We start from the raw sequence: 25,865 nt of genomic DNA, 5'->3' as shown, positions 1-25,865 counted from the left end.
CCTTTATTCTTTAATAATAATATAAACTCCAGCAATGACGACAAGTGAAGTAATAATGGTCAGCATATCTAGCGGTGCACCCAAGAAAACAACTGCAAACAAGACTGTCCAAACTACATAACTCACGTTCAATCCTGTAGCCTTGGCTGGTTGCAAGCGATTGATAGCGATATAATAAGCCAAGTAAGAAATCATATCAAAGGCTACAAAGACAATCATAAGACCTAACAATTGTCCATTGGCCACTTCTGAAAATGACTGATGAGAGAAGAGCACAATCACAAGATAGGACAAGAATGAAGTCACTTGACGAATTAAGAGGGCTTCGATTTCACTCAATTCACTTTCCATGGCAAAAGAGCTAAGAACACTCTCACTTCCCCATGCAATAGCACAAACCAAAGCACAGAGAATTCCAATATAGAAAGAATTAACCTGTTCAACCTTATAGGTCTGAGCAATTATCCCTCCAATAATCAAGACAATCCCAAACACAGTATTTTTCGAAATCTTATGCTTCAAAAAGAAGAAAGCCAATAAAACTGAAATAGCAGGATAGATAGCGGATACAGATGAAGCTAAAGAACTTCCGATATACTTAACTGCATAAAGATTGGCCTGCATACCGATAGGGCCTGCTAGCAAGGCTCCGATGATCACACTCACATTGCGAATATTTAAGAAAATTGAGAGACGAACTTTTCCTTCTTTTACCAAGAGAAAAGCTAGTAGGATAAAGATACTCAAGAAATCGTGAGCAGCGGCCACCACAAAGGGCGACAAATCTGTAAAAATTGAAAAGATGTAAGCACTAATTGTTAGACCTAAACCCCAGAAAATACCTGAGAGTAGACCAAAAGAAACTCCATTTTTATTTTTCATCAGAACCTCCATAATTAGCCAGACCTTTAACAGCTCTTTGGTAACGACTCACACCATAGTCACCAAAATCTGCACCTTGCTCTTCTTTGTAGACTGTCCATAAACTCCAAATAGCATCTTGTAAAATTTTATAAATGGCAATCTTTTCACGAGAGACAGGTGTTTGCTCACTCTCATAGTGAGATAAGAAGGCTTCTTCCTCTTGACGAGTGAATTCAGACTCTAAAAAGAGGGCGGCCAAATCCCACATTGGATCGTTCATTGATGAATATTCCCAGTCAATCAGATAAAGTCGTCCTTGAGGTGATTCTATAAAGTTTTCAGGCACCAAATCGATATGACAAGATTTTCTGTCAACACCTAAGGCAGCCAGTCTTTTCTCTAAGGAGAAGACTTCTTCTCTAACTGCTTCATAGTTAGCATAAGGGATTTTTTCGTCAATCAAAGATTCGTATTTTTTGATTTCTTCAAAAGGAGCAAATTCTCCCCTTAATTCCTTACCAGAAGCATGAATGGTTTGTAAAATTGGAGCAATTTTATCGAACTTTGTCTTGATTGACGTTGAATCAAGTGTAATAGCAGATTCGATATACTCATTTACTTTGATACCAGCTTCAATATCAAAAAGATAATTTTTTACATCTAAATCTAAATCTTTTAGTAGTTCAAGATTGTACTTTTCATCTTGACGATTAATCAGTTTTTCTGTCCCTTTACCAAAGAATTTAACAATGTATTGCTTATTTGTTGTTTTGGCCAAATAGTTTTGATTGGTCATTCCCCCCAGTTGTTCAACACTGAGGACTTCCTCTTCTTGACTAAGTAAGGAAAAAATTTTTTCTTTAATGATTTTCTCCACAATTAACCTCCAGGACTTATACTTCCCACTTAAACACTGTTTTAAAGGCTGTGTTTAAATCGGTAGCAAAGACACGGTGAATATCTTTAATTTCTCTTACAGGTTCTTCTAGATAAAGGATATTTTTAAGACGATTGGCAAATTTCTTGACTTCCATCATTTGGATGGCATTTTCAAAATCAATGCGACCAGAACGAGAGGACCCAACCAAGAGCAAGCCCTTTTCTAAGGCATCGCGTGTATTGAGATTGACTTTATATTCGCTAACTCCCATCATGAGAATCGTTCCCTGAGGACGCATATAGCGAATCAAATCATTAATAGCTGGTCCAGTACCATCACCACCACAACACTCAAAAGCATGGTCAAAGGCCAAATCTTCAGGAATATTGTCAGTAATATAGCATTCTTTGGCAAAAGAGAAAAGTTCCAATTTTTCCCAATGACGACCAATAACCACAATCTCTGCTTCTGGCAAAGTATAGTTGATAATATTGGCAACCACAAAAGCTAAACTTCCATCTCCGATAACGGCGATTCGATCCCGCTTGCTATGAGCAAGGGTCAATAAGCGATTCATGGCATGCATACCAACACTGACAAACTCTGTAATGGCTGCAACCGTATCTTCAATAGCATCATAAGCCACCACACGGTCTTTAGGAAGAGAAACAAATTCTCTCATAAAGCCATCAAAGCCACTAGACAAGAAGTGGGTCCCTGTCATGTAGTTTTCATAGAATTCTTCATCACTCTGCATAGGAGGCTGATTGGGAATCATGACAACTTTTTGACCAACTTCATAGGTTCCTGTTGGGTCAGAAATAACGGTTCCACATGACTCGTGAATCATTGCCATTGGAAGTTTTTTATTCAAAATCTTTGGATCACGTTTTCCTTGATAGTAACGCTGATCCGCATGACAGACCGCCATATAATTAGGGCGGATGAGGATATGATTCTCTTGATCAATAGCCTCTTCCTGGTATTTGACATTGATAAACTTAGGCTTTGTTAGTTGGTAAATTTGATTAATCATTTTATTACTCTTCCTCAATCATGCTTTTTGCAATCTTCAGATCTGTTACTGTAGTAATTTTCAGATTTGAATATTCACCCTTGGCCAAGGCTACATTTTTTCCTTTGATCACAAAGATTTTACATGCATCTGTTAAGATTTCTTTCTCTTCGGCAGAGAGAGAACCGTAAAGGTCCATGAAGTCCTTACAACGGAATGTTTGAGGTGTTTGTCCTTGATAGAGGTGAGCACGATTTGGAATATCTGTAATAAATTGACCGTTAGTGCTTTCAACGATAGTATCAACCGCTTCTACCACTGTGTCCACTGCGTCATGATTTTGAGCAAGTTTGATATTGTCTTGAATCATGCGAAGCGTAATGAATGGACGAACAGAATCGTGGGAAACAACGATATCCTCTGGAGTAAGCGGACGATAAGCATCGATGGCTTCAATGATTTTCTCAATACTCGTATTACGGTCAGCACCACCTTTTGTAATGATGATACGATCCTTATGAAGGGGCAGATATTTATCTACAAGATCCTCTGCATGGGAAACCCAGTCTCCATGAACCCCAACTACAATTTTTTCAATGCTTGGTTCCAAGACAAATTTTTCAATTGTATGAACCAAGATAGGTCGATCACCTAGCTCTAAAAATTGTTTTGGCAAGTTACTGATTCCCATACGTGTGCCAGTTCCACCGGCAAGAATTCCTGCATAAATCATCTATTTTCTCCTTTGTCTTACTAAAAAACTTATTCTCTCTATTATACCACAATCTAGTCCTATCATAAAAGAAATACTAGTCATCCCGTTCTAGAATAGGAGGATTAAGGAGTTCTATTATTCAAAGAAACTAATCCATTTCTAGTAGTGACTAGGAATTCAATAGTCATTACTAATAAGTGGCTGTGAAATTTTAGAGTTCTTCAGAATAATATAGTTTTCTTAAAGAAAACTTAAATTTATATTTTCTTAATACAAGAAAAAGCTAGGAAATGGTAAATTGTCTGACAGAGACACACTTCCTAACTTATTATTTTTAGTAAAACTCACAAGTCTTACTCTTCCTTATCTTGATTTTCTGCTCCTTTAACTGCTTTTTTAAATTCAGATAGCATTTTACCGATTGACTCGCCTAGTTCAGGCAATCGTTTTGGTCCAAAAATCAATAGAGCTCCTAAAACGATAATAATCAATCCTGGTGCTCCGATATCACGTAAGATTCCCATTTCTCTCTCCTTTCTGCTTGCGTTTCATAATGTGTTTGCTGATAGCAATACTCAACTCATAAAGTAAAATCAAGGGGGCAGTCATTGCCAAATCGCTGACAAAGTCAGCTGGTGTTAAGATGACTGCAAGTACCAATAAGATAAAATAGGCATATCGGCGATAAGTAATCAATAATTCTGGCCCAATGAGTCCAATCGACGTCAAAAAGGCAATGATAACTGGCAATTCAAAAATCAGGGCCAAGGGCAAGGTCGTTTGAAAAACAAAGGACAGATAATTTTGGGCTGTTAACTGCGTTTCAAACAGTCCCTCTCCCAACCCTAATAAAACCTGAAGTAAGGCTGGTGTTACAAAGTAAAAACCAAAAGCCAGTCCAACTAGAAAACAAAGGAAACTAGCTGGAATATAGGCAAAAATAGCTCTAGCTTCTTCCTTCTTTAAACCAGGTTTAATGAAAGACCAAATATGATACACCGTGTAAGGTAGGGTGATAGTAAAGGCCATCAGACTAGCTAAGCGTATGTAAATCCATAAAATATCATTTGGCCCTAAAACAATCAACTTTTGCTGAAAAGATTGGGTCACATACTGGTAAATCTGGTCTGCAAAAAGCAGAGAAACACAGAATACCAAAAAGAAACAAATGACTACTGCCAATAATCTCTTTCTAAATTCTACCAGATGTTCAACGATTGTCAATTCTTTTCTATCCATTTATTTTTCACCCTGTCTGAAAGTGACAATCAAGACAATAATGGCAAAGAGTAGCTGGCTGGCCAAACCTTCCCAACTTGGGTAAATTCCAAGTAAGTCGATAGTTGGAAAGCCTGTCAGCAAGTGATTTGGTGCCATATTGGTCAACTGAAGAGCATGGATACTAACTCCCAGCATCTTGAATGCCAAAGCATAAATCATCCAAGTAAGGATAAAGAAGACCTTATGAGGTAGGAAGAATTGACTGGCCTTATTCATCACGATTGCAATAATTACAAGAACCAGCAAGGCAAGTGAAATGCCCAAGACAAATTCAAAACTGGAAATTCTTGGTAAAATCCCAACATAAAAGAGAATGGTTTCTGCTCCCTCACGGAAAACAGCTAGGAAACTGAGAGCAAACATGGAAATAAAGGAGCCTGTCTTAGTCACTGTTTCCATTTGTGACTCCATAAAGGTATTCCATTTTTTAACTGAAGATTTGCTGTGAAGCCAAATTCCAATCACAATCATCATTGCTACCGCAAAAATTCCAACTGCTCCTTCGATGATTTCACGATTGGAGCCTGATGTCACTGCTGGAAAAGCAATTTGCAGGATGAAAGCAATGACCAGACTGGCCATAATTCCGGTGATAGCACCACCATAAACCCACTTGAGTCCCTTTCGCATCTTAGCTGCTTTCAAGGTCGTTACCAAGGCCATAACGATTAAGAGAGCCTCTACTCCTTCTCTTAGGAGAATGAGCATAGCATCAAAGGCATTGTAACGTGCACTGGTATCAATTTGCGATAAATCTGCAATCAGTTTTTCTAATTTTTCTTGGTATTCCTTTTCGCTTCCCTTGACCATAATCACAGGGCTTTCGCTTTCCACTCGAGTATAGAGGGAAGGATTGGTCGTGCTAACAGAGCCCTCAATCGTTGGCCAGATAGTGATGAATTCCTTCATACTAGCTGCTCCTGCTACTTGGTCACCAGCTTGGAATTGTTCCAAAGCCTTTGTCAAAAGGACAATACCGTCTTTGAGAGTCAAATCAGAAGATGTTGCTACGACTTCTTTTCCAGTTACAAAATCATCAATAGACTTTTTTAAGTCCTCAAAGGAAGTCTGGATGGAGTTAAAATCAGTAGGCTCAGTTTCTATGCTACTACGCAAGAAGGATATGGCTGTTTCAACACGTCCATAATGGGCCGTACTATTGTCACGAACCACACTTTCATTAATGGTCCAAGTAGAATTCATTTTCTTAAAGGCTTCTCGAACCTTTTCCAAATCTTTGGAGGCAATAGCCTGTTCCAAGGCTTCAAAACGAGGACTTAGACGGTTCACCAATTTTTCTTTTTCCGCATCTAAGTCAACAGGATTTTGTTCTTTTTCAAAGGCTAACAGGGCTGCAGAAATTTCGGTGAGTTTGTCTTCAGTAATCTCGCCTGATTGAGCTAACTTTTCCTTAACGACTTTACCAGCCTCAGAATTGCTGTCTTCTACTCTTTCAAAGTCTATTGCTATCTCCGTAACGAGTTTCTTAGCCTCAGACTGATTCCCATTTTTCACTGCTTTAGACGCATCTGTGATTTTCACAAAGTAAGAACTCAGACTTTCTTGGGCACCTACTGGGGAAAGAATTAAAAGTGACAAAGTTAAAACCAAGAACCAGCTTTTAGCCTTCCAATAATTTCTGACCAATGTAGCCTCCTTTCTCCACACCACCAAAGCAAGCAAAGAGTCCACTACCGATGTGAGTGATGTATTCATTCATCTTATCTGTAGCACCTAGATTGGTTTGAACCTTAACAAAATTATCAGGATCCTTCTGGAAAGAAATGAAAAGCAAGCCCGTATCAAACTGACCAGTTTTTTCATCAATCCCATCTGAGTAAGAATAAGAACGACGCAAAAGTGGTTTCTCCACTTCCTTGGCCAAACGGACATGCGAATCATCAGGCAAAAGACTCAAATCCACTTCATCAAACTCATTTTTCTTACCAAAGGGGGCACCACTTTCCTTGTAACGACCAAAAGTATTTTCTTGTTCTTCAAGACTGGTGCGATCCCAGGTCTCTAAAAACATCTGAATCCGACGAACTGCCATATAAGAACCATTTTCCATCCAGTCCTTACTATCAGCCCAGATGACGCGGTCAAAATCTTTCTCTTTGCTTGGATTTGCTGTTCCATCCTTAAAACCAAAGAGATTACGCGGTGTCTCCATTCGATCTCCGATAGCTGCAAATCCAGACTGACTCCAACGAAGGGTCACTGCATTTCTCCCCTTACGGATGAGATTGCGAATAGCGTGAAAGGCAACTTGCTCATCATCGGCACAAGCCTGAATCACAATATCTCCACCTGTATATTTTTCACGCAATTGCTCTTTAGGAAAAGGCGGTAAATCCCTGAACACTTGAGGACGCTTATTTTCCAAGTTCATCTTTTTCAAGAAACTGGCAGACACACCAAAAGTCAGCGTTAAACGATGAGGATTGAGCCCGACTGTTTCACCAGTATCGCTCGGAGGCAAGAGAGTATTTTTCCCATCTTTTTTGACCAATTCCCCCTCGACCAATTTGGCACTATAATCCGTCCAATCCTTAAACAACTGGATAATCTTATCCTTATCCGTCGTATGCAAGTCCAAGACCACAAAATAAATATTCTTTTGCATGGGCGTACTAATCCCAGCTTGATGCTTGCCATAAAAAGCAATTTTTTCATTTCCGTACGAGATTTTTTCCTGACTTCCTAGCTTAGGTGCGAAAAAAGCAGAAGCACCAGAGAGTCCTAGCGCTAAACCAGCCCCTCCAATGCCTGCTTTTTTTAGAAATTCTCGACGGTCCATTTTCTTATCAAAAAACTTTTCGTCTTTTTCAGTCATGACTCTTATTCTCCACTAAGAAATTTACCCATTTGCGATAGAGGTTCACCAAGTTTTGTCACAGCTTCTGACAATTCTTTGGTATCTTCTTTTGTCAAATCAGTATAGAGCTTGTAGTGTTCCTTGTCGGTCATGTGTTTGTCCAACAAGCTATTAACAGATTTGAAATCTGCTTCCAATTCTTTAACTAGGTTAGCGTCTGATTTTTCAAGCAAAGGTTTAAAGAGTTGGAAAATCTTCTCAGCTCCCTCAATATTGGCACGGAAGTCATACAAGTCTGTATGAGAATAAACTTCCTCTTCACCTGTAATCTTGCTTGTCGCTACTTCATTGAGCAAGTCAACTGCCCCAGTCAACATAACCTTGTAGTCCACATCCACAGTTGCAATCTTGGCTTTCAATTCCTTGATATCATTGACCAACTGATCACCATAGCTTTCAGTTCCTTTAGTTGTATTGTCTTCCCAAAGGATACGCTCGATACGGTGGAAGCCTGACCAGCCTTCTTCTGTCTTGTTTTCGTCCATATAGTCTGCTAAACGGAAGTCAATCTTGACATCTGACTCACCAAAACTCTCGGCAATCGGTTCTGAACGCTCATAGGACATACGAATCAGTGGATAAACTTTCTTAGCCTCTTCTAATTTGCCTTCTTTCAACAATTTGACAAAGCCTTCCGTATCTGTCAACAGTTTATCGATTTGCTCTTGCACAAAAGTCTTATAGTCAGCTGTGGCCTTATCAAGCATTTTCTGCTTGTCTTCAGACAAGGCTGTCACCTTAGACGAATCACTCGTATTGCTTGGCTTAGATTGGTTGTTAGCACAAGCTGTCAATAGCAAGGCTGAAGATAAAAGGACAAATCCTAGTTTTTTCATTGTGTACTCCTATTGGTTCAGGAAACCTGAATTAATTTTACGTTTCATTATACCATGTTTTCACTCATTTTTCAATAAATTTTCAGACAATTTAATGTTGAGTAATTTATACTAATAATAGACTTTTAACCTCAAAATTGATAAAATAAAAAGGAAAATAATTGGAAAAGGAAACTATATATCACCATGATGAACATGCAAAACATGATGCGCCAAGCACAAAAACTTCAAAAACAAATGGAACAAAGTCAAGCTGAACTTGCGGCTATGCAATTTGTCGGCAAATCTGCTCAAGACCTTGTCCAAGCGACCTTAACTGGAGATAAGAAAGTTGTCAGCATTGACTTCAATCCAGCTGTCGTTGACCCAGAAGACATTGAAACTCTTTCTGATATGACCGTTCAAGCAATCAACTCTGCTCTTGAACAAATCGATGAAACTACCAAGAAAAAACTGGGTGCTTTCGCTGGGAAATTGCCATTCTGAGCATAAGAAAAAAGCTCCAAAGTATCTGTAGGTAAGTCCCCCTACAGATACTTTGGAGCCTATTTTATTGGCTTGGAAAAAGCCTGAAAATATCAAATCAATGCTTCTATTTAATATGAAAAGGCCTACTGGATTTTTTATCAAAATCAACATCCAGCAGCCTTTTCACTTTTTATTAATAAGTTCCTTCTTCACCTTGGCTAGTCAAGATAACAGGTCCGTCTTTCGTAATGACAAATTGGTGTTCATATTGACAAGATAGTCCACCGTCAATGGTTTTATGTGCCCAACCGGTCTTCATATCTGTATCAATTTCCCAGTCACCTGTATTGATCATTGGTTCAATAGTCAAGACCATCCCTTCACGAAGACGGAGTCCTCTACCTGCAATACCATAGTTAGGAACCATTGGTTCTTCATGCATAGTTGGGCCAACACCATGACCAACCAAATCACGCACTACACCGTATCCACGACTTTCAGCGTATTCTTGAATCGCCGCACCGATATCACCGATACGATTTCCAACAACAGCCTGCTCAATCCCCTTGTACATAGCTTCTTTAGTTACATCCATCAAGTTTTTCACTTCTTCGGTCGGTGTACCAACAGCATAAGCCCAACATGAGTCTGCAAGACCACCAGAATAGCTCTGAGTGTATTTCTTCATTTGCTCAACATTGTTGAAGTTTAATTTTGAGACATTCAGGTCAGATTTAGCAATTGGGCCTCCCAAAACCATGTCAACCTTGAGCAAATCACCATCTTTCAAGGTATAGTGACGAGGGAAAGCGTGAGCCACTTCATCATTAAGAGAGCAGCAGGTAGCATAAGGATAGTCCATCATGGCACCATCAACCCCAATCTGAAGTGGAAGGAAATTTTCTTCCTTGCAACGACGTCGGACATACTCTTCAACTTCCCACATATCTACGCCAGGCTTAATCAAATCACGCAAGCCAATATGGATACTTGCTAAAAAATCACCGGCCTTATCCATAGCTTCGATTTCACGAGCTGATTTTAATGTTATCATTTTTTCTCCTAGTTTCTAATTAATTTTAACGGTTACATTTGCTTTTGAAACAATCTGATGACCATGATAAATATCGTAATCAATAATAGCTGACCGTCTAGTATGGTGGATAATGCGTGCTTGAATGCGCAGTATATCATCTATCTGAACAGCCTGCAAAAAGTAGATTAGCATCTGCTCAATAATAAGATTTCGACCACTATTCACAACTAAATCTTGAGTCATGTGGGTTAGAATTTCTGCCAATACACCATTAGCCAAAACACCGTTCTTCTCTAGCATAAAGGGTTCCACTGTAATCACTACTTCATCATGGTGATAAGAAAGTTTTTGACCAATCTGCTCAGAAAAAGTAGGTAGAGCAGAAACTTGGGAACGACTCATCTTCTCCATGACATCTCGTCGTGTCACAACTCCAAGCAAGGTTTGATTATTCCGAACAACTGGTACCATTTCAAAGTCTTCAGCAATCATCCGTTGACTCACATTGGCAATATTTGTCGATAATCCAACCAAAAATAGACTACGAGACATGACCTTATCAATTGTCGTACTTGGTGACTTATCACCAGCGTCTCTCATGGTTACAACACCAACAACAACCTGATGTTGATTGATAACTGGAAAACGACTGCTACGATTCTTACGAACCAAGTCCAAATAATCTTTGACTGTGTCGGTTTCTCTCAGAAAACCATACTCATGACTTGGGCGATAAAGTTTCTCAACTGTCAGAATATCAGTCTTGATTTGTACATTTGACAGGGCTTTATTGATCATAGTCGCAATGGTAAAAGTGTCATTCTTGCTTCTCAGAACAGGAATCCCTTTTTGATTGGCCAGTTTAAGCACATCATCATGAACCTGAAATCCACCTGTAACCAGAACTGCATTTTCATTTTCCAGCGCTAGTAATTGGATACGGGTACGGTCTCCGACAATCAAAAGTCCCCCATCATGAAGGTAAGACAAAATATTTTGCTCAGTCATGGCACCGATTGAGAACTTACTAAATTCTCTCTCTAAACCTTCTTGACCAGCCAGAACCTCAGAAGAAGTCACTTCCGCAATTTCAGCAAAAGTTAATCTCTCTATAGCAACTTTCTGAGATTTAACACGAATAGTACCACTTCTTGGGCGAGTCTCTACAATTCCACGGTTTTCAGCTTCTTTAATAGCCCGATAAGCCGTTCCATCACTGACTCCTAGATGGTTGGAAATGCTTCGAACACTGACTCTTTTACCAACAGGTAATTCTTCCAAATAACTTAGAATTTCTTGGTGTTTACTCATTAATTTCTCCCTTTACAAAGCGAAACTCAAGATAATCTCGCATTTTCCTTGTATAGCGATCACTTCCTTTAAACTGACGGAACAAACGAAATCCAGACTTAAGAGCAACCCGTTGGCTAGCTTCATTTTCAAGGTGGGTAATAATGGATAATTGTTTTAAACCAAGTTCCTCAAAAGAAAGCTGACAAAGTTTTTTAACAACTTCTGTCATGAAACCTTTAGACCATGAATCTCTTCTTAAAAAATAACCAAGTTCTGCTTCTTTTTTTATTTCATCTAGCTTTTCAAACTTAATTGAACCAATCATTTTTTCTGTTTTCTTGTCACAAATAGCCCATACACCTAAAGGAGACTTCATAAAATAATTGGCCAGTGCATATTGACTCTCTTCCAAACTAGCTTGACTTGGAAAAATGAATTGTAAATTTTCTGGATTTGAAGCTATCTCATGGAAGTCCTTACTATCACTAAAAAAGAAAGGACGCAAATACAAGCGATCCGTTTCAAAAAAAGAAAACATTGCTAATTTGGTCCAAATATTCATAAACACCTCTACGGTTTATTCTTCAACAAGTGTAATATCCGCTCCTAGATTACGTAATTTTTCAATAATATCTGAATATCCACGTAAGATGAACTCAATATTCGTAATTTCAGTTTTGCCTTCAGCCATTAAACCAGCAATGACAAGTGCGGCCCCAGCTCTAAGGTCAGTAGCTTTTACATTCGCACCGCGCAAACCACGTCCACCAGTATATAAAATATGGTCGTTTGTAGTCGTAATATCCGCGTCCATCTTTGCTAGTTCAAAAACATGGTTTACACGTTTTTCATAAATGGTATCAATAATAGTACCACGCCCTTCCGCTGTTAACAAGAGAGGAGTAATTGGTTGTTGCAAGTCAGTAGCAAAACCAGGATAAGGAGCTGTCTTAATATTGATTGCTTTCAAATTAGACTGTTCCTCGACAAAAATGCTGTCTTCAGATACAGTCATTCGAACTCCCATTTCTTCCAACTTCGCAATGAAACCTTCTAAGTGCTCGTATAGTACATTATTAATACGAATTCCCTTACCAACTGCAGCAGCTAAAGAAATATACGTTCCAGCTTCAATACGATCTGGAATCACCTGATGACGCGTTCCGTGTAATCTTTCAACACCATCAATAATGATAATATTGGTTCCTGCACCACGGATATGAGCTCCCATATTATTCAAGAGAGTAGCTACATCAATAATCTCAGGCTCACGAGCTGCATTTTCAATAATAGTACGGCCACTTGCTTTAACCGCAGCAATCATTGTATTAATCGTCGCACCTACACTAACTGTATCCATGTAAATACTTGCACCATGGAGTCCTGAATCTTTAGCAGATAACTTCATGTTATCTCCCTCGTAGCTAACAGTGGCACCCATAGCTGCAAAAGCCTTAAGATGTAGATCAATCGGACGAGGGCCAAGATCACATCCTCCAGGTAGGCCAACTGTAGCTTCACCAAAGCGACCTAAAAGACTTCCATAAAAATAATAAGATGCACGAAGACTGTTAATTTTCCCATAAGGCATTGGAATATTTTGAACACCTCTTGGGTCAATCTCCAATACATCGTCATAACGCTTAACAGTAGCTCCCATCAATTCCATGATTTCGACAAGACTAGCAACATCAGAAATATCAGGTACACAATCTAAAGTCACAACATCATCTGCCAAAATAATAGCTGGAATTAAAGCTACAACACTATTTTTTGCACCACTAATGGTAATCTCACCTTGCAGGGGCAAGCCACCATTGATAACAATTTTTCTCATTTTAAATTTTTAATACTCTTTCAAAATTTCTAAAAAGGTCTTTCTAGTCTATTATACCATAAATTTTAATATTTTCCCATTGCTCTTATTAAAATCATCCCCCTTTTGCGCCCTGACACAAAAAAGCCCATCATATAGGCTAGAAAGCTTAATATGATAGGCTATTTTTCTATTAATTAACGTACTGTACGGATACGCATTGTGTTTGTACGTACAGCTTCTCCAACTGGTACACCAGCTACGATAACGATATCGTCACCAGATTGTACAAGACCTGCTTCAACTGCTTTACGTTCAGCAATTTCGAACATATCATCAGTTGATGATGGAGCATCTGTCAACATTGGGATAACACCCCAGTTCAACATCAATCCACGTTCTGTCAATTCGTCGAATGTTAATGCCAAGATGTCAGCATTTGGACGGTATTTAGAGATCAAACGTGCAGTGTGACCTGTCTTAGTAAGAGTTACAACCAATTTAATGTCCATTGAGTTAGTAGCATCTTTAACAGCTGAAGCCATTACTTCTGTCTTAGAGTTACGTTCAAATGAATCTGAGTTCAAACGACCGTATTCGTTAAGAAGAGTTTGAGCGTTCTTGTCGATTGTAGCCATTGTAGTTACTGACTCAAGTGGGTATTTACCGTTTGCAGACTCACCTGAAAGCATTGTAGCGTCAGTTCCATCGATAACAGCGTTGAATACGTCTGATACTTCTGAACGAGTTGCACGTGGTTTTTCAGTCATTGTTTCAAGCATGTTTGTTGCAGTGATAACAACTTTACCTGCAGCATTGACTTTCTTGATAATCATTTTTTGGTAAACTGGAACCATTTCGAATGGTACTTCGATACCCATGTCACCACGAGCGATCATGATACCATCAGCAGCTTCGATGATTTCATCCAAGTTGTCGATACCTTGTTGGTTTTCGATTTTAGCGAACAATTGAACGTGTCCGTTTCCAGTTTCTTTACAGATTGCACGAACTTCGTTCACGTCTTTTGCAGTACGTACGAATGAAATCGCGATGAAGTTAATTCCTTGTTCAAGACCAAAGCGGATATCGTCATTATCACGCTCAGCAAGAGCTGGGAAAGGAATTTTAGTGTTAGGGATATTAACACCTTTTTGTTTAGCAATTACGCCATCGTTTTCAACTTCAACTTCAAACTCACGAGTTGCGTCATCTTTAGCAACCACACGAAGACCAAGTTTACCATCGTCAACCAAAACTTGACGACCAACTTCAACATCATCATAGATATCAAGAGCACCAGCAACGTTTAATGCAATCACTTCACGAGTTGACTTGATTCCTTGTTTAGTCGCAACACGGATTTTTTCACCAGTTGTGTAAGAGTACTCTTTTGCATCTCCTTCAAACAATTCTGTACGGATTTCTGGTCCTTTTGTATCAAGAAGGAAACCAACTTTTTTACCTGCAAGTTTTTCTGCAAGTTTAACAGTTGCCATACGGTCACCTTGTTCTTGGTGGTCACCGTGTGAGAAGTTGAAACGGAATGTGTTAGCACCAGCTTCGATCAATTTGGCAATGTTTTTAGCTGAAGCTTCAACATCAAGTTTTTCACCCCAGTATCCGTCATCACCGAATTTTTTACCACCGCGGATTTCTACCGCAGGTCCCAAAGTTGCAACGATTTTTACACGTTTGTTCATGATTTTTGTGACTCCTTTATATATGACCTTTTTGGTCTTATTAACTAAATTATAAATTATGATAAGCTCTTATTCAAGCTAGATAGCTCAAGGTCAGCTTTATGTGGGTTGTTAACCACAATCTTACCATCTGCAGTAAGGCTAAACAATGCTCCTTCTTCTGCAGTTCCAAGAATTGGGTTTTCAACCATTTTTTCGTTACGGATACCAACCGCAACACCACCGATACCTTCTTTAAGAAGTTTAACGGCATGTGCACCCATACGTGATGCCAAAACACGGTCACGCGCAGTTGGAGAACCACCACGTTGAATATGTCCAAGTTCTGTCACACGAAGGTCGCTTGTATCTCCAGCTTCTTTAAGTTTTTGACCAAATTCAGCTGCTGACATCACACCTTCTGCCAAGACGATGATATTGTGTTTTTTACCACACTCGTATCCACATTTAATGCTTTCTACGATATCTTCAATCTTGAATCCTTCTTCAGGAATGATGATTTCATCAGCACCAGTTGCAATACCAGCCCAAAGAGCGATATCACCTGCGTTACGACCCATTACTTCGATAACAAATGTACGACGGTGACTTGATGATGTATCACGAATCTTATCGATAGCATCCATAGCAGTAGTAACCGCTGTGTCAAAACCGATTGTGAAGTCAGTACCAACAATATCGTTATCGATTGTACCAGGAAGACCGATAGCTGGGAAGCCATGTTCAGTCAAACGCATAGCACCGTGGTAAGATCCGTCACCACCGATAACAACTACACCTTCAATTCCGTGTTTTTTCAATTGCTCAATCCCTTTAAGTTGCCCTTCAAGCTGAGCGAACTCTGGGTAACGAGCAGAGTGAAGGAAAGTACCACCACGAGAAATGATGTCTCCTACTGAAGCTGCATCTAGGGGATGAATTTCACCAGCAACCATACCAGCATATCCATCATAGATACCAAATACTTCCATTCCTTCTGAAATTGCTTGACGAACAACTGCACGGATAGCAGCGTTCATACCAGGGGCGTCTCCACCACTAGTCAAAACAGCAATACGTTTCATATTGGTTATGCTCCTTTTTCTTTTAACATTCTTACTGATTATATCACATTTAAATGGAAAATTCTTCTATTTTCCGTAATTTTAGCGATAAATCGTTTTCATAACGATTCCACCTAATTTCGCTTCTAATTCAGTGGATTTAACTACAAAATGATGGGGGGAAACAATTGTTCTCTGTTCCTCTTCATACCTGATGATGACTGGGATTGGGCCTTTATATTGATCTAAAATTCTCGAAATTTCTTGATCTGAGTCATGATTTTTCACCTGAATCCAAAAACGCTCAGCTACTGCTTCTCTTATTTCTTGTGCAATCATTTGCAGACGGCCATCTCGTAACTGGATTTTTCCTTTTATATAGTAGAAAGCTCCTTCTCTTACTTCCTGTCCAACCTGTCGATATAAGTCTGAGAAGAGGGTAACATCCAATTTTTTCTTACTATCATCTACCTGTAAGAATGCCATGTTTTCACCCTTTTTGGTCCGAATCACTTTTATTTTCTGAATTTCAACCAATATAATGGCGTGACTATTTTCTGACAAATTTCCGATTGGTGTAATTGGGTAGATAGCCTTACTTGCAATAGCTTGTAGTGGATGTTTGCTAACTCCCACTCCTAGAAGCTCTTGTTCCATATAGAATTTTTCTTGTTCCGTCCAATCTTCCGATTCCTGCCAACTATAAGTAGTATCTCCAAACAAGCTTCCTAACTCTTTCACAAATTCAAATAGATTAGCTAAATTATTGAATACTTTTTGACGATTTTTTTCAAATGAATCGAAAAGACCAACTTTTACCAAAGGTTCTAGCAGAGGAAGTTTCAAATAATTCTCAGGTAATTTAGCTATAAAATCTTCAATGTTAGAATAAGGTCTATTTTCAATAATCCAAAGCGCCAAATCATTGCTGACTCCCTTAATCGATTTCAATCCTAGATAGATGGATTTGTTAGCAATTTTATCGTGATAGGGGATGGTATTGATGGACAACGGTGCTACTTCAAAGCCTGCTTCAAGAGCATCCGTTAGGTAATCACTGTTGGAAGAATTCAACATGACCTGATAAAAGATAGCTGGATAATGTGTTTTAAAATAAGCCAACTGGAAGGCCAAGGCTGAGTAGGCATAGGCGTGAGATCTGTTAAAGCCATAACCTGCAAACTTCTCCATGACATCAAAAACCTGCTCTGCCTTTTCTGTCGTATGACCTGCATTTAAGGAGCCTTGAATAAAGGAAGCCCTCATCTCATGCATGGCTGAAGCATCCTTTTTCCCCATAGCCCGACGCAAAATATCGGCTTTCCCAAGGCTAAATCCAGCAAATCGCTGAGCAACCTGCATAACCTGCTCCTGATAGAGCATAATGCCGTAGGTTGGAGCTAAAATATCCTCCAGAGCTGAATCTAGAACTGTCACTTTTTCCTGCCCATGCTTTCTTGCCACAAAATTATTGATATAATCACTAGCACCTGGTCGATTTAGGGAAGTAGTTGCTACGACATCTTCAAAACAGACTGGTTGGACACGTTTGAGCAAGCGAATGGCACCAGGTTGCTCAAACTGAAAGATACCTTTTGTATTGCCAGAAGCAAATAAAGCTAACGTTTCTTTGTCTTCCAAATCAATCTCGTTGATAGCTATCTTAACACCTTCTGTTTCAGCAAGCAACTCTTGCATCTTTTGGACAAAGGTCAAATTTCGTAGTCCCAGAAAGTCCATCTTCAAAAGCCCACTAGCTTCAACTCCATGAGCATCATACTGAGTCAGTGGAATTTCATCGCCATGCTTTAGAGGAATGTAGTTGGTCAAGTCTTGGTCACTAATCACAACACCAGCTGCATGGACAGAGGTTTGTCTTGGATAACCCTCAATCTTGCAGGCAATTTCAAAGGCTTTTTGGTATTCTAACTTACTATTGATTTGCTGACGAAACTGGAGATTGCCCTCATAGGCTGACTTTAGATTATCTCGAAAATTGATTTTCTTGGTAATTGCGGACAATTCATACTCTGGCACACCATAGCGCTTCAAGACATCTCGAAGAGCTTGCTTGGCGCCAAAGGTAGAAAAAGTAACGATTTGAGCCGCATGTTTACTACCATATTTATTGCCAACATATCTGATAAAATCTGGACGATAAATATCTGGGATATCAATATCAATATCAGGCATAGTATAGCGTTCACGATTGAGGAAACGTTCAAAAATGAGATTTTTCTGAACTGGGTCAATCCCTGTAATATCCAAGGCATAGGAAACCAAACTACCGACTGCAGAACCCCGTCCCATTCCCATATAATAGCCATTTGAACGTCCAAAACGCAACAAATCCCAAACAACTAAGAAATAATCATCAAAGCCCATATCATGAATAACAGCCAACTCTTGGTCTAGACGGTCTTGATATTCTTTACCAGTCAACCCCTTCTGAACAAGCCCCAATTCAGCGCGTTCTCTCAACTCTTCTACTGCTGGTCTAGCAGGATTAAAGCGAGGCAATTTCAGACTAGTATCCAAGTCATAAGAAATACCTGAAATAAGCTTTTCTAAATTGTCTAAGGCTTGAGGAAAATGTTCTTGGAATAGTTTCTCTAAAGAACTTGCTGATATAAAGACATCTTGTCGTGAGCGCAAGGGAACTTCTCTGAGGGGAAGATTTTCTTTAATCGCTGTTAACACTTGCAGAATTTCTCTATCCTTACTTTCAAAAGCATTGACCCGATAGAGGGGTATAATAGGATGATGAAATTCGCTGGCCAGTGTGTCTGGATAAACTCCTATATAGTAATCACAGCCTAGATTTAACAACTCAAGCTCTTCAAAATAAGGCACAATTACCGCAATATCCTCTAGATACTGATTCAGGACTGACCAATTTTTCTCCCCCTGCATCTTGGCTGTTGAAAGTTTCATCAACTGCTGATAGCCAACACTAGATAGGGCTAAAAAGCGCAGATTCACATCCTTATCATCTACAAGCACATTCATTTCAAGCCCTAACAAAGGATGAATGTCGTATTTTTTTGTAACCTCTAGAAAATCGAAAGCCCCGTAAAGATTGTCAATATCCATCATAGCCAGATGAGTGTAGCCATAGTCTTTAGCTGCTCTCACATACTTGTCTATCGAAATGACACTCTCCATAAAACTATAGACTGTTTTTGTATCTAGTTGTGCGATCAATTTACACTTCTCCTCTATCATTCTCACTATATTATACCATTTTCTTTAAATTTCTATTACTATTACTGATGCTTTAATATCTAATAGATCAAATCATAGTTGACTAGACAATCCTTGCACGATTTTTAACAGTATCACTAATATTTTTGTATTTAGGCTTATCATTTTACATGTTTATTTCATAAATACTCATTTTTATTTATTATAATTTCTGTTAATTTTTATAGTTTCTTTTCTCACTATTTTTTGATATAATAACTGTAATATATTTCATAAATAGGAGGTCTTATGCGTTTTAATCAATTCGGCTATTTAGCGCTACCTAGAGATACAATTATCTTTGAATTAAAAAAGTATGGATTTGATTTACCAGTCAACATCACAAATAAAAAAATGCTTGAAGCGTTTCTTATTCGTTTCTTTTTTAATTTTAAAAACAACTCCTATCCTCTATCCAGTTTAGCAGTTGATACAGAAACTGACTTACTGACATTTTTTCAATCTGACAAAGAGTTGACTGCAGATATTTTCTATACTGTGGCTTTTCAACTTTTAGGTTTTTCTTATTTGGTTGACTTCGAAGACAGTGAAGCTTTTCGTAAAGAGACTGGATTTCCTATCGTATATGGTGACTTGATTGAAAATCTCTATCAGTTACTCAATACTCGCACTAAAAAGGGGAACACTCTTATCGACCAACTTGTCAGTGACGGTCTTATTCCTGAGGATAATGACTATCACTACTTTAACGGCAAAAGTTTAGCAACTTTTTCTAGCCATAATGTCATTCGAGAAGTCGTTTACGTTGAGTCTCGTGTCGATACTGACCAAAAAGGTCTACCAGATCTAGTCAAGGTCAGCATTATTCGTCCTCGTTATGACGGGCAAATCCCTGCTATCATGACAGCGAGTCCTTATCATCAGGGAACCAATGATAAGGCTAGCGACAAGGCTCTCTACAAGATGGAGGGCGAGCTTGAAGTGAAGCCTGCTCACAAGATCGAGCTAGAGGAGCCTCAACTAAATCTCATCCAAGCCCAAGGTCAAGCCGAGCTTGTAGCAGAGGCGGAGGAAAAGCTAACTCACATCAACGCTAGCTATACACTCAACGACTACTTCCTTCCACGAGGATTTGCTAACATATATGTGTCAGGTGTTGGTACCAAAGACTCCACAGGTTTCATGACTAATGGGGACTACCAACAAATCGAGGCTTATAAAAATGTTATCGATTGGCTCAATGGTCGTTGCCGTGCCTTTACTGACCACACGCGCCAGCGTCAAGTCAAGGCTGATTGGTCAAACGGAAAAGTAGCTACAACTGGACTTTCCTATTTAGGTACCATGTCCAATGGGCTTGCGACTACAGGCGTCGATGGTTTAGAGGTTATCATTGCTGAGGCTGGCATTTCTTCATGGTACAACTACTACCGTGAAAACGGTCTGGTGACTAGTCCAGGCGGTTATCCAGGTGAGGACTTTGACTCTCTTGCTGAGCTAACCTATTCTCGTAATCTCTTGGCTGGCGACTATATCCGTGGCAATGAAGCTCACCAAGCTGACTTAGAAAAAGTAAAAGTGCAACTGGATCGCAAGTCTGGCGACTATAACCAGTTTTGGCATGATCGCAACTATCTGCTCAATGCCCATAATGTAAAAGCTGAGGTTGTCTTTACCCACGGTTCACAGGATTGGAATGTCAAACCACTTCATGTTTACCAGATGTTCCATGCTCTTCCTGCTCATATAAATAAGCACCTCTTTTTCCATAATGGCGCACATGTTTACATGAACAACTGGCAGTCCATTGACTTCCGTGAGTCCATGAATGCTTTGTTGACAAAGAAATTACTGGGACAAGATACAGATTTCCAACTTCCGACCGTTATCTGGCAGGACAATACAGCTCCTCAGACTTGGCAGACTCTTGATGATTTTGGTAATCAGGAAAGCTCAGAAACTTTCTCACTTGGTCAAGAAGAGCAAGTCATTCAAAACCAGTACCCAGATAAGGATTTTGAGCGCTATGGTAAAACATACCAGACCTTTAATACAGACCTCTATCAAGGGAAAGCCAATCAAATGACTATTGACCTTCCTGTAACCAAGAACCTCCACCTGAACGGTCACGCACAGCTCAATCTGCGTATCAAGTCCAGTACAAACAAGGGGCTCTTATCTGCCCAATTACTGGAACATGGACAAAAGAAATACCTACAACCTTATCCAGCTGTTTTAAGTGCTAGAACCATTGATAATGGACGCTACCACATGTTGGAAAATCTCTGTGAATTGCCATTTCGTGAAAATGCGCAACGAGTCGTGACAAAAGGCTATCTCAATTTACAAAATAGAAATGATTTACTGTTGGTAGAGGAGATTACTGCAGATGAATGGATGGATATCCAGTTTGAACTGCAACCAACTATTTATAAGCTAAAAGAAGGAGATACTCTTCGTTTAGTTCTCTATACTACTGACTTTGAAATCACCATACGTGACAATACCGCATACCAGCTGACTGTTGATCTTGAACAGTCTAGTCTTATCCTACCTTGTCAAAAGGTATAATATCAGACTTTCAATATGGAAGATTTCCACTTGAACTGTTAAACTACACATAAACTTGGTATCAAATTCAATCCTAGTCTAGGCCTATGACATGCCTAAAACTGGATCTTGGACAAAAGATACTAAGACCCTAACCAACATGTGCAATCATTTATAATAGTCGCTACCAGACCACATGTTGGAAAATCTCTGTGAATTTCCATTTGACATAAATTCACAACAAGTCGTGACAAAAGGCTACCTAAATTCAATGATTTACTGTTAGTAGAGGACACCAATGTAAATAAACGGATAGAGAGCCAATTCATCTCCACCCAACTAGTGACAAGTTAAAAGAGGGAGATTCTCTCCGTTTAGTCCTATACTACTGACTTTGAAATCATCATACGTGACAATACCGCTTACCACCCGACTGACAATCTCGTTCAGTCCACGCTTTCTGTATCTAGTACAAGGAGTAACATTTTATGAATAAATCTGAACACCGACACCAACTCATACGAGCTCTTGTAACAAAAAACAAGATTCATACTCAAGCTGAGCTACAAGCTCTTCTTGCCGATAATGATATTCAAGTTACACAAGCTACACTTTCGAGAGATATTAAAAGTATGAACCTTTCAAAAGTACGAGAAGAAGACAACTCTTACTACGTGCTCAATGCAGGTTCAACCTCAAAATGGGAAAAACGTCTCGAAATTTACATGGAAGATGCTCTTGTCTTGATGCGTCCGGTTCAACACCAAGTCCTACTAAAAACCCTTCCTGGACTTGCTCAATCCTTTGGTTCTATCATTGATGCTTTGAGCTTCCCTGACGCTATCGCTACCCTCTGTGGCGATGATGTCTGTCTGGTCATCTGTGAAGATGTAGAAGCTGCTCAAAAATGCTTTGAAGAACTGAAAAAATTCGCTCCACCATTTTTCTTTGAAGAATAAAAAAATTCCGTGTCTAGTGTGGCACGGAATTTTTTTATCTATTTTACTGAGATGGATTGTCTTTTTTAGTTCGTGCCAATCTCAGGGCACGATTTGGATTGAGACGATTAAACAGTTCTTCCAATTTCTTTTCATTCCAAACATCTGCGGCTGAAACAAAATTGCCATCCGCGTCTCGGAAAGATATCGGTTTATCTCCCATACCAGTCTCCTAGTCTACAAATTCAAACTCAAATTTACCAATGCGGACCAAGTCCCCATCTTTAGCACCACGAGCACGAAGGGCTTCATCAACCCCCATCCCACGAAGCTGGCGGGCAAATTTCATGACAGACTCGTCACGATCAAAGTTGGTCATATTAAAGAGTTTCATGAGTTTTTCACCAGAAAGTACCCATGTCGCATCGTCATCACGGCTAATTTCAAAGGATTTTTCTTCCTCGTCAAATCCATAGTAAGCTTCTTCTTCCATATCTGACTCGTCGTAGAGCAAGAATTCTGGTGTCTTATCTAACAATTCAGCTGTCGCATCCAAAAGCGTTGCCAAACCTTGCTTGGTTAAACCAGATATTGGGAAAATAGCTGGCAACTCTTCAAATTCATCGTAGTTTTCAGCTAATTTTTTCTTGAATTCTACAAGATTTTCTTGACTCTCAGGCATGTCCATCTTATTAGCTACAATAATCTGTGGACGCTCCATGAGGCGAAGATTATATGACTCCAGCTCCTTATTGATGGCAAGATAATCCTCATAAGGATCACGGCCTTCGCTAGCTGACATATCAATGATGTGAAGGATGACACGTGTACGCTCGATGTGACGGAGGAACTGGGTTCCCAAACCAACACCTTGACTAGCCCCTTCAATCAAACCTGGTAAATCAGCTACTGCAAAGGATTCACCTGATTGGGTACGAACCATTCCTAGATTTGGCACAATGGTCGTAAAGTGGTAGGCACCGATTTTTGGTTTAGCAGATGTGATAACACTTAAAAGTGTTGATTTCCCTACAGATGGGAAACCTACCAAACCAACATCTGCCAAGATTTTTAGTTCCAATTGTAACTCACGTTCCTGACCTGGTTCTCCATTTTCAGAGATTTCCGGTGCAGGATTTTTTGGTGTCGCAAAGCGAATATTTCCACGTCCACCACGACCACCGTGGGCTACAATAAATTCTTGCCCGTGTTCAATCAAATCTGTCAAGACCTTGCCAGTCTCCGCATCACGCACAGTCGTACCTTGCGGCACTCGAACTCTAAGATCCTCAGCACCACGCCCATGCATCCCTTTAGTCATCCCTTTTTCACCAGAATCAGCCTTGAAATGGCGATTGTAGCGGAAATCCATCAAAGTACGTAGTCCTTCGTCTACAACAAAGACCACATTTCCTCCACGACCACCGTCACCACCCCAAGGACCGCCATTAGGGACATATTTTTCACGACGAAAGGCAACCATGCCATCGCCACCATTACCAGCCTTGACCTTAATCCTAGCTGTATCTAAAAACATACTCATTTTTTCTTCTCACTTTAAAAAAGGGCTGGGAAATCCCAGTCACAAAATTTTCTTGAATCTTTTTATAGATTACTGAGGGCGCTAATTGCAGTTGCAAAAATACCAAATATACTCGCTAAAAGCATAATAATCACGATGATTAAAGTTAATTTCTCAAACAAGGTTTTTTTACGATTTCCATTATCTCCAAATGCCATTTTTCTCTCCTTCGTTACATTCTATTTTCTATTATCTTAGCATGAATTTAGCTAGTTTTCAATAGTCAGTTGCTACAGGTGCAATAATCCATAAAATGATATAGGCTACAATTCCAGCTCCGTAACAGCAAGCAAGGACACCCCATATTACGCGAACGATAGTAGGATCGATATCAAGATAATGGGCCACTCCAGCACAAACACCAGCAATCTTTTGGTCACGACCGCTTCTCATTAATCGTTTATTCATAGCTTGTCCTCTTTCTATTCTTCATGGTCTTTCCAATAATCTCTTATACTGATCAACTGTGTTTTTGAAGCCTTCAGCATGCGTCTAGAGCCTTTTACGGGTACAGCAACCACCTGTTGTGGAAGATACAAAACTGTCTTAAAGATACGCTGACTGACCGTATCATCTTTCACTAAATCTTTCTGGAAATTATTTGAAATAATAGCATCCAGATAAAATTCATGCACCCGTTTTCCAAAGTTCTCAGCTGAAATCTCGTATAATTTAGCTGATAAGGTATGCTCATTCATGTCTGGCGTTGCAATCAGGGCTTCTAAAATAGCCCCAGCCAAATCATGTTCACCATAGTATAAGGTTCCAAACATCTTGTCATTGATAAGATTGTCCAGATAAGGATTTCCATGAGCAATGACAGGCGTTCCACTGGCCAAGCTTTCCAAGTATGTCAAACCTTGCGTTTCACTTGTCGATGCCGAGATGAAGAAATCTGCCGCCTTATAGTAAAGAGCCGTCTCACTAGGAGCAATCATTCCTGTATAGATAACCGAGTCTTGAATCTCTAATTTCTGAGCTTGATCTTTGAGGTCATTCAGATAAGGTCCATCCCCAGCAACTACCAGTTTAACCTTGTCTTCCTCTTTCAGAACTTCTGCAAAGGCTGCTAGTACTGCTTGAATATTTTTTTCATAAGAAATTCTGGAAAGACTCAGTAACATCTGTTCATCATCTTGAATCCCTAATTTACTACGCAGTTCTTTTAAATTTTCTTGCTTGATTTCTGGACGCTCAAACTTGGCTAATTCAATCCCAGTTGGAATGACCCGTTTTTCAACCTTGACCTTATAGTCAGATAGCAAATCACGGACAATCTCACTCGGGCAAATAACCCCATCCACGTCATGAAGGAAACCTCTGACCAGATACTTGACCATGCTAGGACGAATCAACATCCCCTTGGCAATATAATGCACATAGTCTTCATACTGGGTGTGATAGGTATGAATAACGGGAATCTTCAATTCACGCGCAATCCAAATCCCCAACAGGCCAAGAGAAAATTCTGTCTGAGTGTGAATAATATCTAGCTGATACTGTTTGGCAATTTCAAGCGCCTTGCTAAAACCTCGGTAGGCAAAGCGACGATCCTTAAAAGCAAAAAAGGGAACACTTGGAATACGGATAATTTGCCAATCTTCATAGCGATTGACATCCTTATCTGTCGTCGTAAAGATAAAAACTGCATGTCCTTGCTTTTCAAGTTCTGTTTTCAAGGTTCGAATACTGGTTGCAACACCAGAAACCTGAGGAAAATAGGTATCTGTAAATAAACCAATTCGCATAGATTACCTCACTTT

At 39.5% G+C, this 25,865-nt stretch carries 24 protein-coding genes and 1 pseudogene; 4 read left to right on the top strand and 21 right to left on the bottom strand.

What is annotated here, in order from left to right; all coding sequences use genetic code 11:
• Window positions 1–3: 3 nt before the first annotated feature.
• The 9 genes from D7D53_RS03575 to efeO form a co-directional block, all read right to left on the bottom strand.
• The gene (locus tag D7D53_RS03575; protein ID WP_120770151.1) at window positions 4–882 is read right to left on the bottom strand and encodes a DMT family transporter; all 879 of its coding nucleotides are present in this window, start codon (window positions 880–882) and stop codon (window positions 4–6) included.
• Window positions 872–1,741, bottom strand: coding sequence for a phosphotransferase family protein (locus D7D53_RS03570; protein WP_120770150.1), 870 nt, complete (start codon window positions 1,739–1,741; stop codon window positions 872–874). Before D7D53_RS03570 ends, D7D53_RS03575 begins: the two co-directional genes overlap by 11 nt.
• Window positions 1,742–1,757: 16 nt before the next feature.
• The gene (locus D7D53_RS03565) at window positions 1,758–2,780 is read right to left on the bottom strand and encodes a ribitol-5-phosphate dehydrogenase (protein ID WP_120770149.1); all 1,023 of its coding nucleotides are present in this window, start codon (window positions 2,778–2,780) and stop codon (window positions 1,758–1,760) included.
• A gap of 4 nt (window positions 2,781–2,784) precedes the next feature.
• Complete coding sequence (locus D7D53_RS03560) at window positions 2,785–3,492, bottom strand: IspD/TarI family cytidylyltransferase (protein WP_120770148.1); 708 nt, start codon at window positions 3,490–3,492, stop codon at window positions 2,785–2,787.
• Between the two features lie 335 nt (window positions 3,493–3,827).
• Window positions 3,828–3,998 (bottom strand): twin-arginine translocase TatA/TatE family subunit, encoded by a 171-nt coding sequence (tatA, locus tag D7D53_RS03555; protein WP_061864669.1) that lies wholly within the window; start codon window positions 3,996–3,998, stop codon window positions 3,828–3,830.
• Window positions 3,982–4,713, bottom strand: coding sequence for a twin-arginine translocase subunit TatC (gene tatC, locus D7D53_RS03550; RefSeq protein WP_120770147.1), 732 nt, complete (start codon window positions 4,711–4,713; stop codon window positions 3,982–3,984). Before tatC ends, tatA begins: the two co-directional genes overlap by 17 nt.
• Window positions 4,714–6,402, bottom strand: a complete 1,689-nt coding sequence (locus D7D53_RS03545) for an FTR1 family protein (RefSeq protein WP_120770146.1) — start codon at window positions 6,400–6,402, stop codon at window positions 4,714–4,716.
• Window positions 6,377–7,591 (bottom strand): iron uptake transporter deferrochelatase/peroxidase subunit, encoded by a 1,215-nt coding sequence (gene efeB / locus D7D53_RS03540; RefSeq protein WP_120770145.1) that lies wholly within the window; start codon window positions 7,589–7,591, stop codon window positions 6,377–6,379. The genes D7D53_RS03545 and efeB overlap by 26 nt, the downstream gene beginning before the upstream one ends.
• Before the next feature lie 5 nt (window positions 7,592–7,596).
• Entirely contained in the window at window positions 7,597–8,469 is an 873-nt protein-coding gene (gene efeO, locus D7D53_RS03535; RefSeq protein ID WP_120770144.1) for an iron uptake system protein EfeO, read from the bottom strand.
• A 186-nt stretch (window positions 8,470–8,655) separates the two neighbouring features.
• Here efeO and D7D53_RS03530 point away from each other — a divergent pair, with 186 nt between their 5' ends.
• Complete coding sequence (locus tag D7D53_RS03530) at window positions 8,656–8,955, top strand: YbaB/EbfC family nucleoid-associated protein (RefSeq protein WP_049534377.1); 300 nt, start codon at window positions 8,656–8,658, stop codon at window positions 8,953–8,955.
• A 175-nt stretch (window positions 8,956–9,130) separates the two neighbouring features.
• Here D7D53_RS03530 and D7D53_RS03525 read toward each other — a convergent pair whose 3' ends face one another.
• From D7D53_RS03525 to D7D53_RS03495, 7 genes are all read right to left on the bottom strand, one after another.
• Window positions 9,131–9,991 carry a methionyl aminopeptidase gene (locus tag D7D53_RS03525; RefSeq protein ID WP_120770143.1) on the bottom strand — a complete coding sequence of 287 codons (861 nt, stop codon included), beginning with the start codon at window positions 9,989–9,991 and terminating at the stop codon, window positions 9,131–9,133.
• A 15-nt stretch (window positions 9,992–10,006) separates the two neighbouring features.
• Entirely contained in the window at window positions 10,007–11,284 is a 1,278-nt protein-coding gene (gene spxR, locus D7D53_RS03520) for a CBS-HotDog domain-containing transcription factor SpxR (RefSeq protein WP_045606875.1), read from the bottom strand.
• Complete coding sequence (locus D7D53_RS03515; RefSeq protein WP_120770142.1) at window positions 11,277–11,828, bottom strand: GNAT family N-acetyltransferase; 552 nt, start codon at window positions 11,826–11,828, stop codon at window positions 11,277–11,279. Before D7D53_RS03515 ends, spxR begins: the two co-directional genes overlap by 8 nt.
• A gap of 15 nt (window positions 11,829–11,843) precedes the next feature.
• On the bottom strand, window positions 11,844–13,103 hold the full coding sequence (locus D7D53_RS03510; RefSeq protein WP_120770141.1) for a UDP-N-acetylglucosamine 1-carboxyvinyltransferase: 1,260 nt from the start codon (window positions 13,101–13,103) through the stop codon (window positions 11,844–11,846).
• 176 nt (window positions 13,104–13,279) lie between these two features.
• Window positions 13,280–14,785, bottom strand: a complete 1,506-nt coding sequence (pyk, locus tag D7D53_RS03505; RefSeq protein WP_120770140.1) for a pyruvate kinase — start codon at window positions 14,783–14,785, stop codon at window positions 13,280–13,282.
• Window positions 14,786–14,841: 56 nt separating this feature from the next.
• Window positions 14,842–15,849, bottom strand: coding sequence for a 6-phosphofructokinase (pfkA, locus tag D7D53_RS03500; protein WP_000820863.1), 1,008 nt, complete (start codon window positions 15,847–15,849; stop codon window positions 14,842–14,844).
• Window positions 15,850–15,930: 81 nt separating this feature from the next.
• On the bottom strand, window positions 15,931–19,032 hold the full coding sequence (locus D7D53_RS03495) for a DNA polymerase III subunit alpha (protein ID WP_162927867.1): 3,102 nt from the start codon (window positions 19,030–19,032) through the stop codon (window positions 15,931–15,933).
• Window positions 19,033–19,320: 288 nt separating this feature from the next.
• On the opposite strand from D7D53_RS03495, the gene D7D53_RS03490 reads away from it, so the two are divergent.
• The 3 genes and pseudogenes from D7D53_RS03490 (at window position 19,321) to D7D53_RS03485 (ending at window position 22,541) form a co-directional block, all read left to right on the top strand.
• Window positions 19,321–21,603 carry a Xaa-Pro dipeptidyl-peptidase gene (locus D7D53_RS03490; protein WP_120770138.1) on the top strand — a complete coding sequence of 761 codons (2,283 nt, stop codon included), beginning with the start codon at window positions 19,321–19,323 and terminating at the stop codon, window positions 21,601–21,603.
• A gap of 172 nt (window positions 21,604–21,775) precedes the next feature.
• Window positions 21,776–22,074 (top strand): annotated as a pseudogene (locus D7D53_RS10310) (Xaa-Pro dipeptidyl-peptidase); the annotation flags it as partial.
• The gene (locus D7D53_RS03485; protein WP_120770137.1) at window positions 22,071–22,541 is read left to right on the top strand and encodes an arginine repressor; all 471 of its coding nucleotides are present in this window, start codon (window positions 22,071–22,073) and stop codon (window positions 22,539–22,541) included. The pseudogene D7D53_RS10310 and the gene D7D53_RS03485, both read left to right, overlap by 4 nt.
• Window positions 22,542–22,584: 43 nt before the next feature.
• On the opposite strand, the gene D7D53_RS03480 is transcribed toward D7D53_RS03485, so the two are convergent.
• The 5 genes from D7D53_RS03480 to D7D53_RS03460 all read right to left on the bottom strand — a co-directional run bounded on the left by D7D53_RS03480 (window position 22,585) and on the right by D7D53_RS03460 (window position 25,850).
• Complete coding sequence (locus D7D53_RS03480; RefSeq protein ID WP_007284777.1) at window positions 22,585–22,743, bottom strand: hypothetical protein; 159 nt, start codon at window positions 22,741–22,743, stop codon at window positions 22,585–22,587.
• 9 nt (window positions 22,744–22,752) lie between these two features.
• Window positions 22,753–24,063 carry a GTPase ObgE gene (gene obgE / locus D7D53_RS03475; RefSeq protein WP_120770136.1) on the bottom strand — a complete coding sequence of 437 codons (1,311 nt, stop codon included), beginning with the start codon at window positions 24,061–24,063 and terminating at the stop codon, window positions 22,753–22,755.
• 62 nt (window positions 24,064–24,125) lie between these two features.
• Window positions 24,126–24,260, bottom strand: coding sequence for a DUF4044 domain-containing protein (locus D7D53_RS03470; RefSeq protein WP_084951397.1), 135 nt, complete (start codon window positions 24,258–24,260; stop codon window positions 24,126–24,128).
• A gap of 58 nt (window positions 24,261–24,318) precedes the next feature.
• Window positions 24,319–24,495 carry a PspC domain-containing protein gene (locus D7D53_RS03465; protein ID WP_084951394.1) on the bottom strand — a complete coding sequence of 59 codons (177 nt, stop codon included), beginning with the start codon at window positions 24,493–24,495 and terminating at the stop codon, window positions 24,319–24,321.
• 29 nt (window positions 24,496–24,524) lie between these two features.
• Window positions 24,525–25,850, bottom strand: coding sequence for a glycosyltransferase family 4 protein (locus D7D53_RS03460; RefSeq protein ID WP_120770135.1), 1,326 nt, complete (start codon window positions 25,848–25,850; stop codon window positions 24,525–24,527).
• Between the last annotated feature and the right edge of the window lie 15 nt (window positions 25,851–25,865).

This window comes from Streptococcus gwangjuense, from assembly GCF_003627155.1.
In the GTDB taxonomy this organism is placed as follows: Bacteria; Bacillota; Bacilli; order Lactobacillales; family Streptococcaceae; genus Streptococcus; species Streptococcus gwangjuensis.
This window is presented reverse-complemented; position numbering and strand designations above follow the sequence as displayed.

Excerpts from the sequence above, each read along its gene's own strand:
- D7D53_RS03575 (WP_120770151.1), bottom strand. The coding sequence starts at position 882 with ATGAAAAATAAAAATGGAGTTTCTTTTGGTCTACTCTCAGGTATTTTC.
- D7D53_RS03565 (WP_120770149.1), bottom strand. The coding sequence starts at position 2,780 with ATGATTAATCAAATTTACCAACTAACAAAGCCTAAGTTTATCAATGTC.
- D7D53_RS03560 (WP_120770148.1), bottom strand. The coding sequence starts at position 3,492 with ATGATTTATGCAGGAATTCTTGCCGGTGGAACTGGCACACGTATGGGA.
- tatA (WP_061864669.1), bottom strand. The coding sequence starts at position 3,998 with ATGGGAATCTTACGTGATATCGGAGCACCAGGATTGATTATTATCGTT.
- tatC (WP_120770147.1), bottom strand. The coding sequence starts at position 4,713 with ATGGATAGAAAAGAATTGACAATCGTTGAACATCTGGTAGAATTTAGA.
- efeB (WP_120770145.1), bottom strand. The coding sequence starts at position 7,591 with ATGACTGAAAAAGACGAAAAGTTTTTTGATAAGAAAATGGACCGTCGA.
- efeO (WP_120770144.1), bottom strand. The coding sequence starts at position 8,469 with ATGAAAAAACTAGGATTTGTCCTTTTATCTTCAGCCTTGCTATTGACA.
- D7D53_RS03530 (WP_049534377.1), top strand. The coding sequence starts at position 8,656 with ATGATGAACATGCAAAACATGATGCGCCAAGCACAAAAACTTCAAAAA.
- D7D53_RS03525 (WP_120770143.1), bottom strand. The coding sequence starts at position 9,991 with ATGATAACATTAAAATCAGCTCGTGAAATCGAAGCTATGGATAAGGCC.
- spxR (WP_045606875.1), bottom strand. The coding sequence starts at position 11,284 with ATGAGTAAACACCAAGAAATTCTAAGTTATTTGGAAGAATTACCTGTT.
- D7D53_RS03515 (WP_120770142.1), bottom strand. The coding sequence starts at position 11,828 with ATGAATATTTGGACCAAATTAGCAATGTTTTCTTTTTTTGAAACGGAT.
- D7D53_RS03510 (WP_120770141.1), bottom strand. The coding sequence starts at position 13,103 with ATGAGAAAAATTGTTATCAATGGTGGCTTGCCCCTGCAAGGTGAGATT.
- pyk (WP_120770140.1), bottom strand. The coding sequence starts at position 14,785 with ATGAACAAACGTGTAAAAATCGTTGCAACTTTGGGACCTGCGGTAGAA.
- pfkA (WP_000820863.1), bottom strand. The coding sequence starts at position 15,849 with ATGAAACGTATTGCTGTTTTGACTAGTGGTGGAGACGCCCCTGGTATG.
- D7D53_RS03490 (WP_120770138.1), top strand. The coding sequence starts at position 19,321 with ATGCGTTTTAATCAATTCGGCTATTTAGCGCTACCTAGAGATACAATT.
- D7D53_RS03485 (WP_120770137.1), top strand. The coding sequence starts at position 22,071 with ATGAATAAATCTGAACACCGACACCAACTCATACGAGCTCTTGTAACA.
- D7D53_RS03480 (WP_007284777.1), bottom strand. The coding sequence starts at position 22,743 with ATGGGAGATAAACCGATATCTTTCCGAGACGCGGATGGCAATTTTGTT.
- obgE (WP_120770136.1), bottom strand. The coding sequence starts at position 24,063 with ATGAGTATGTTTTTAGATACAGCTAGGATTAAGGTCAAGGCTGGTAAT.
- D7D53_RS03470 (WP_084951397.1), bottom strand. The coding sequence starts at position 24,260 with ATGGCATTTGGAGATAATGGAAATCGTAAAAAAACCTTGTTTGAGAAA.
- D7D53_RS03465 (WP_084951394.1), bottom strand. The coding sequence starts at position 24,495 with ATGAGAAGCGGTCGTGACCAAAAGATTGCTGGTGTTTGTGCTGGAGTG.
- D7D53_RS03460 (WP_120770135.1), bottom strand. The coding sequence starts at position 25,850 with ATGCGAATTGGTTTATTTACAGATACCTATTTTCCTCAGGTTTCTGGT.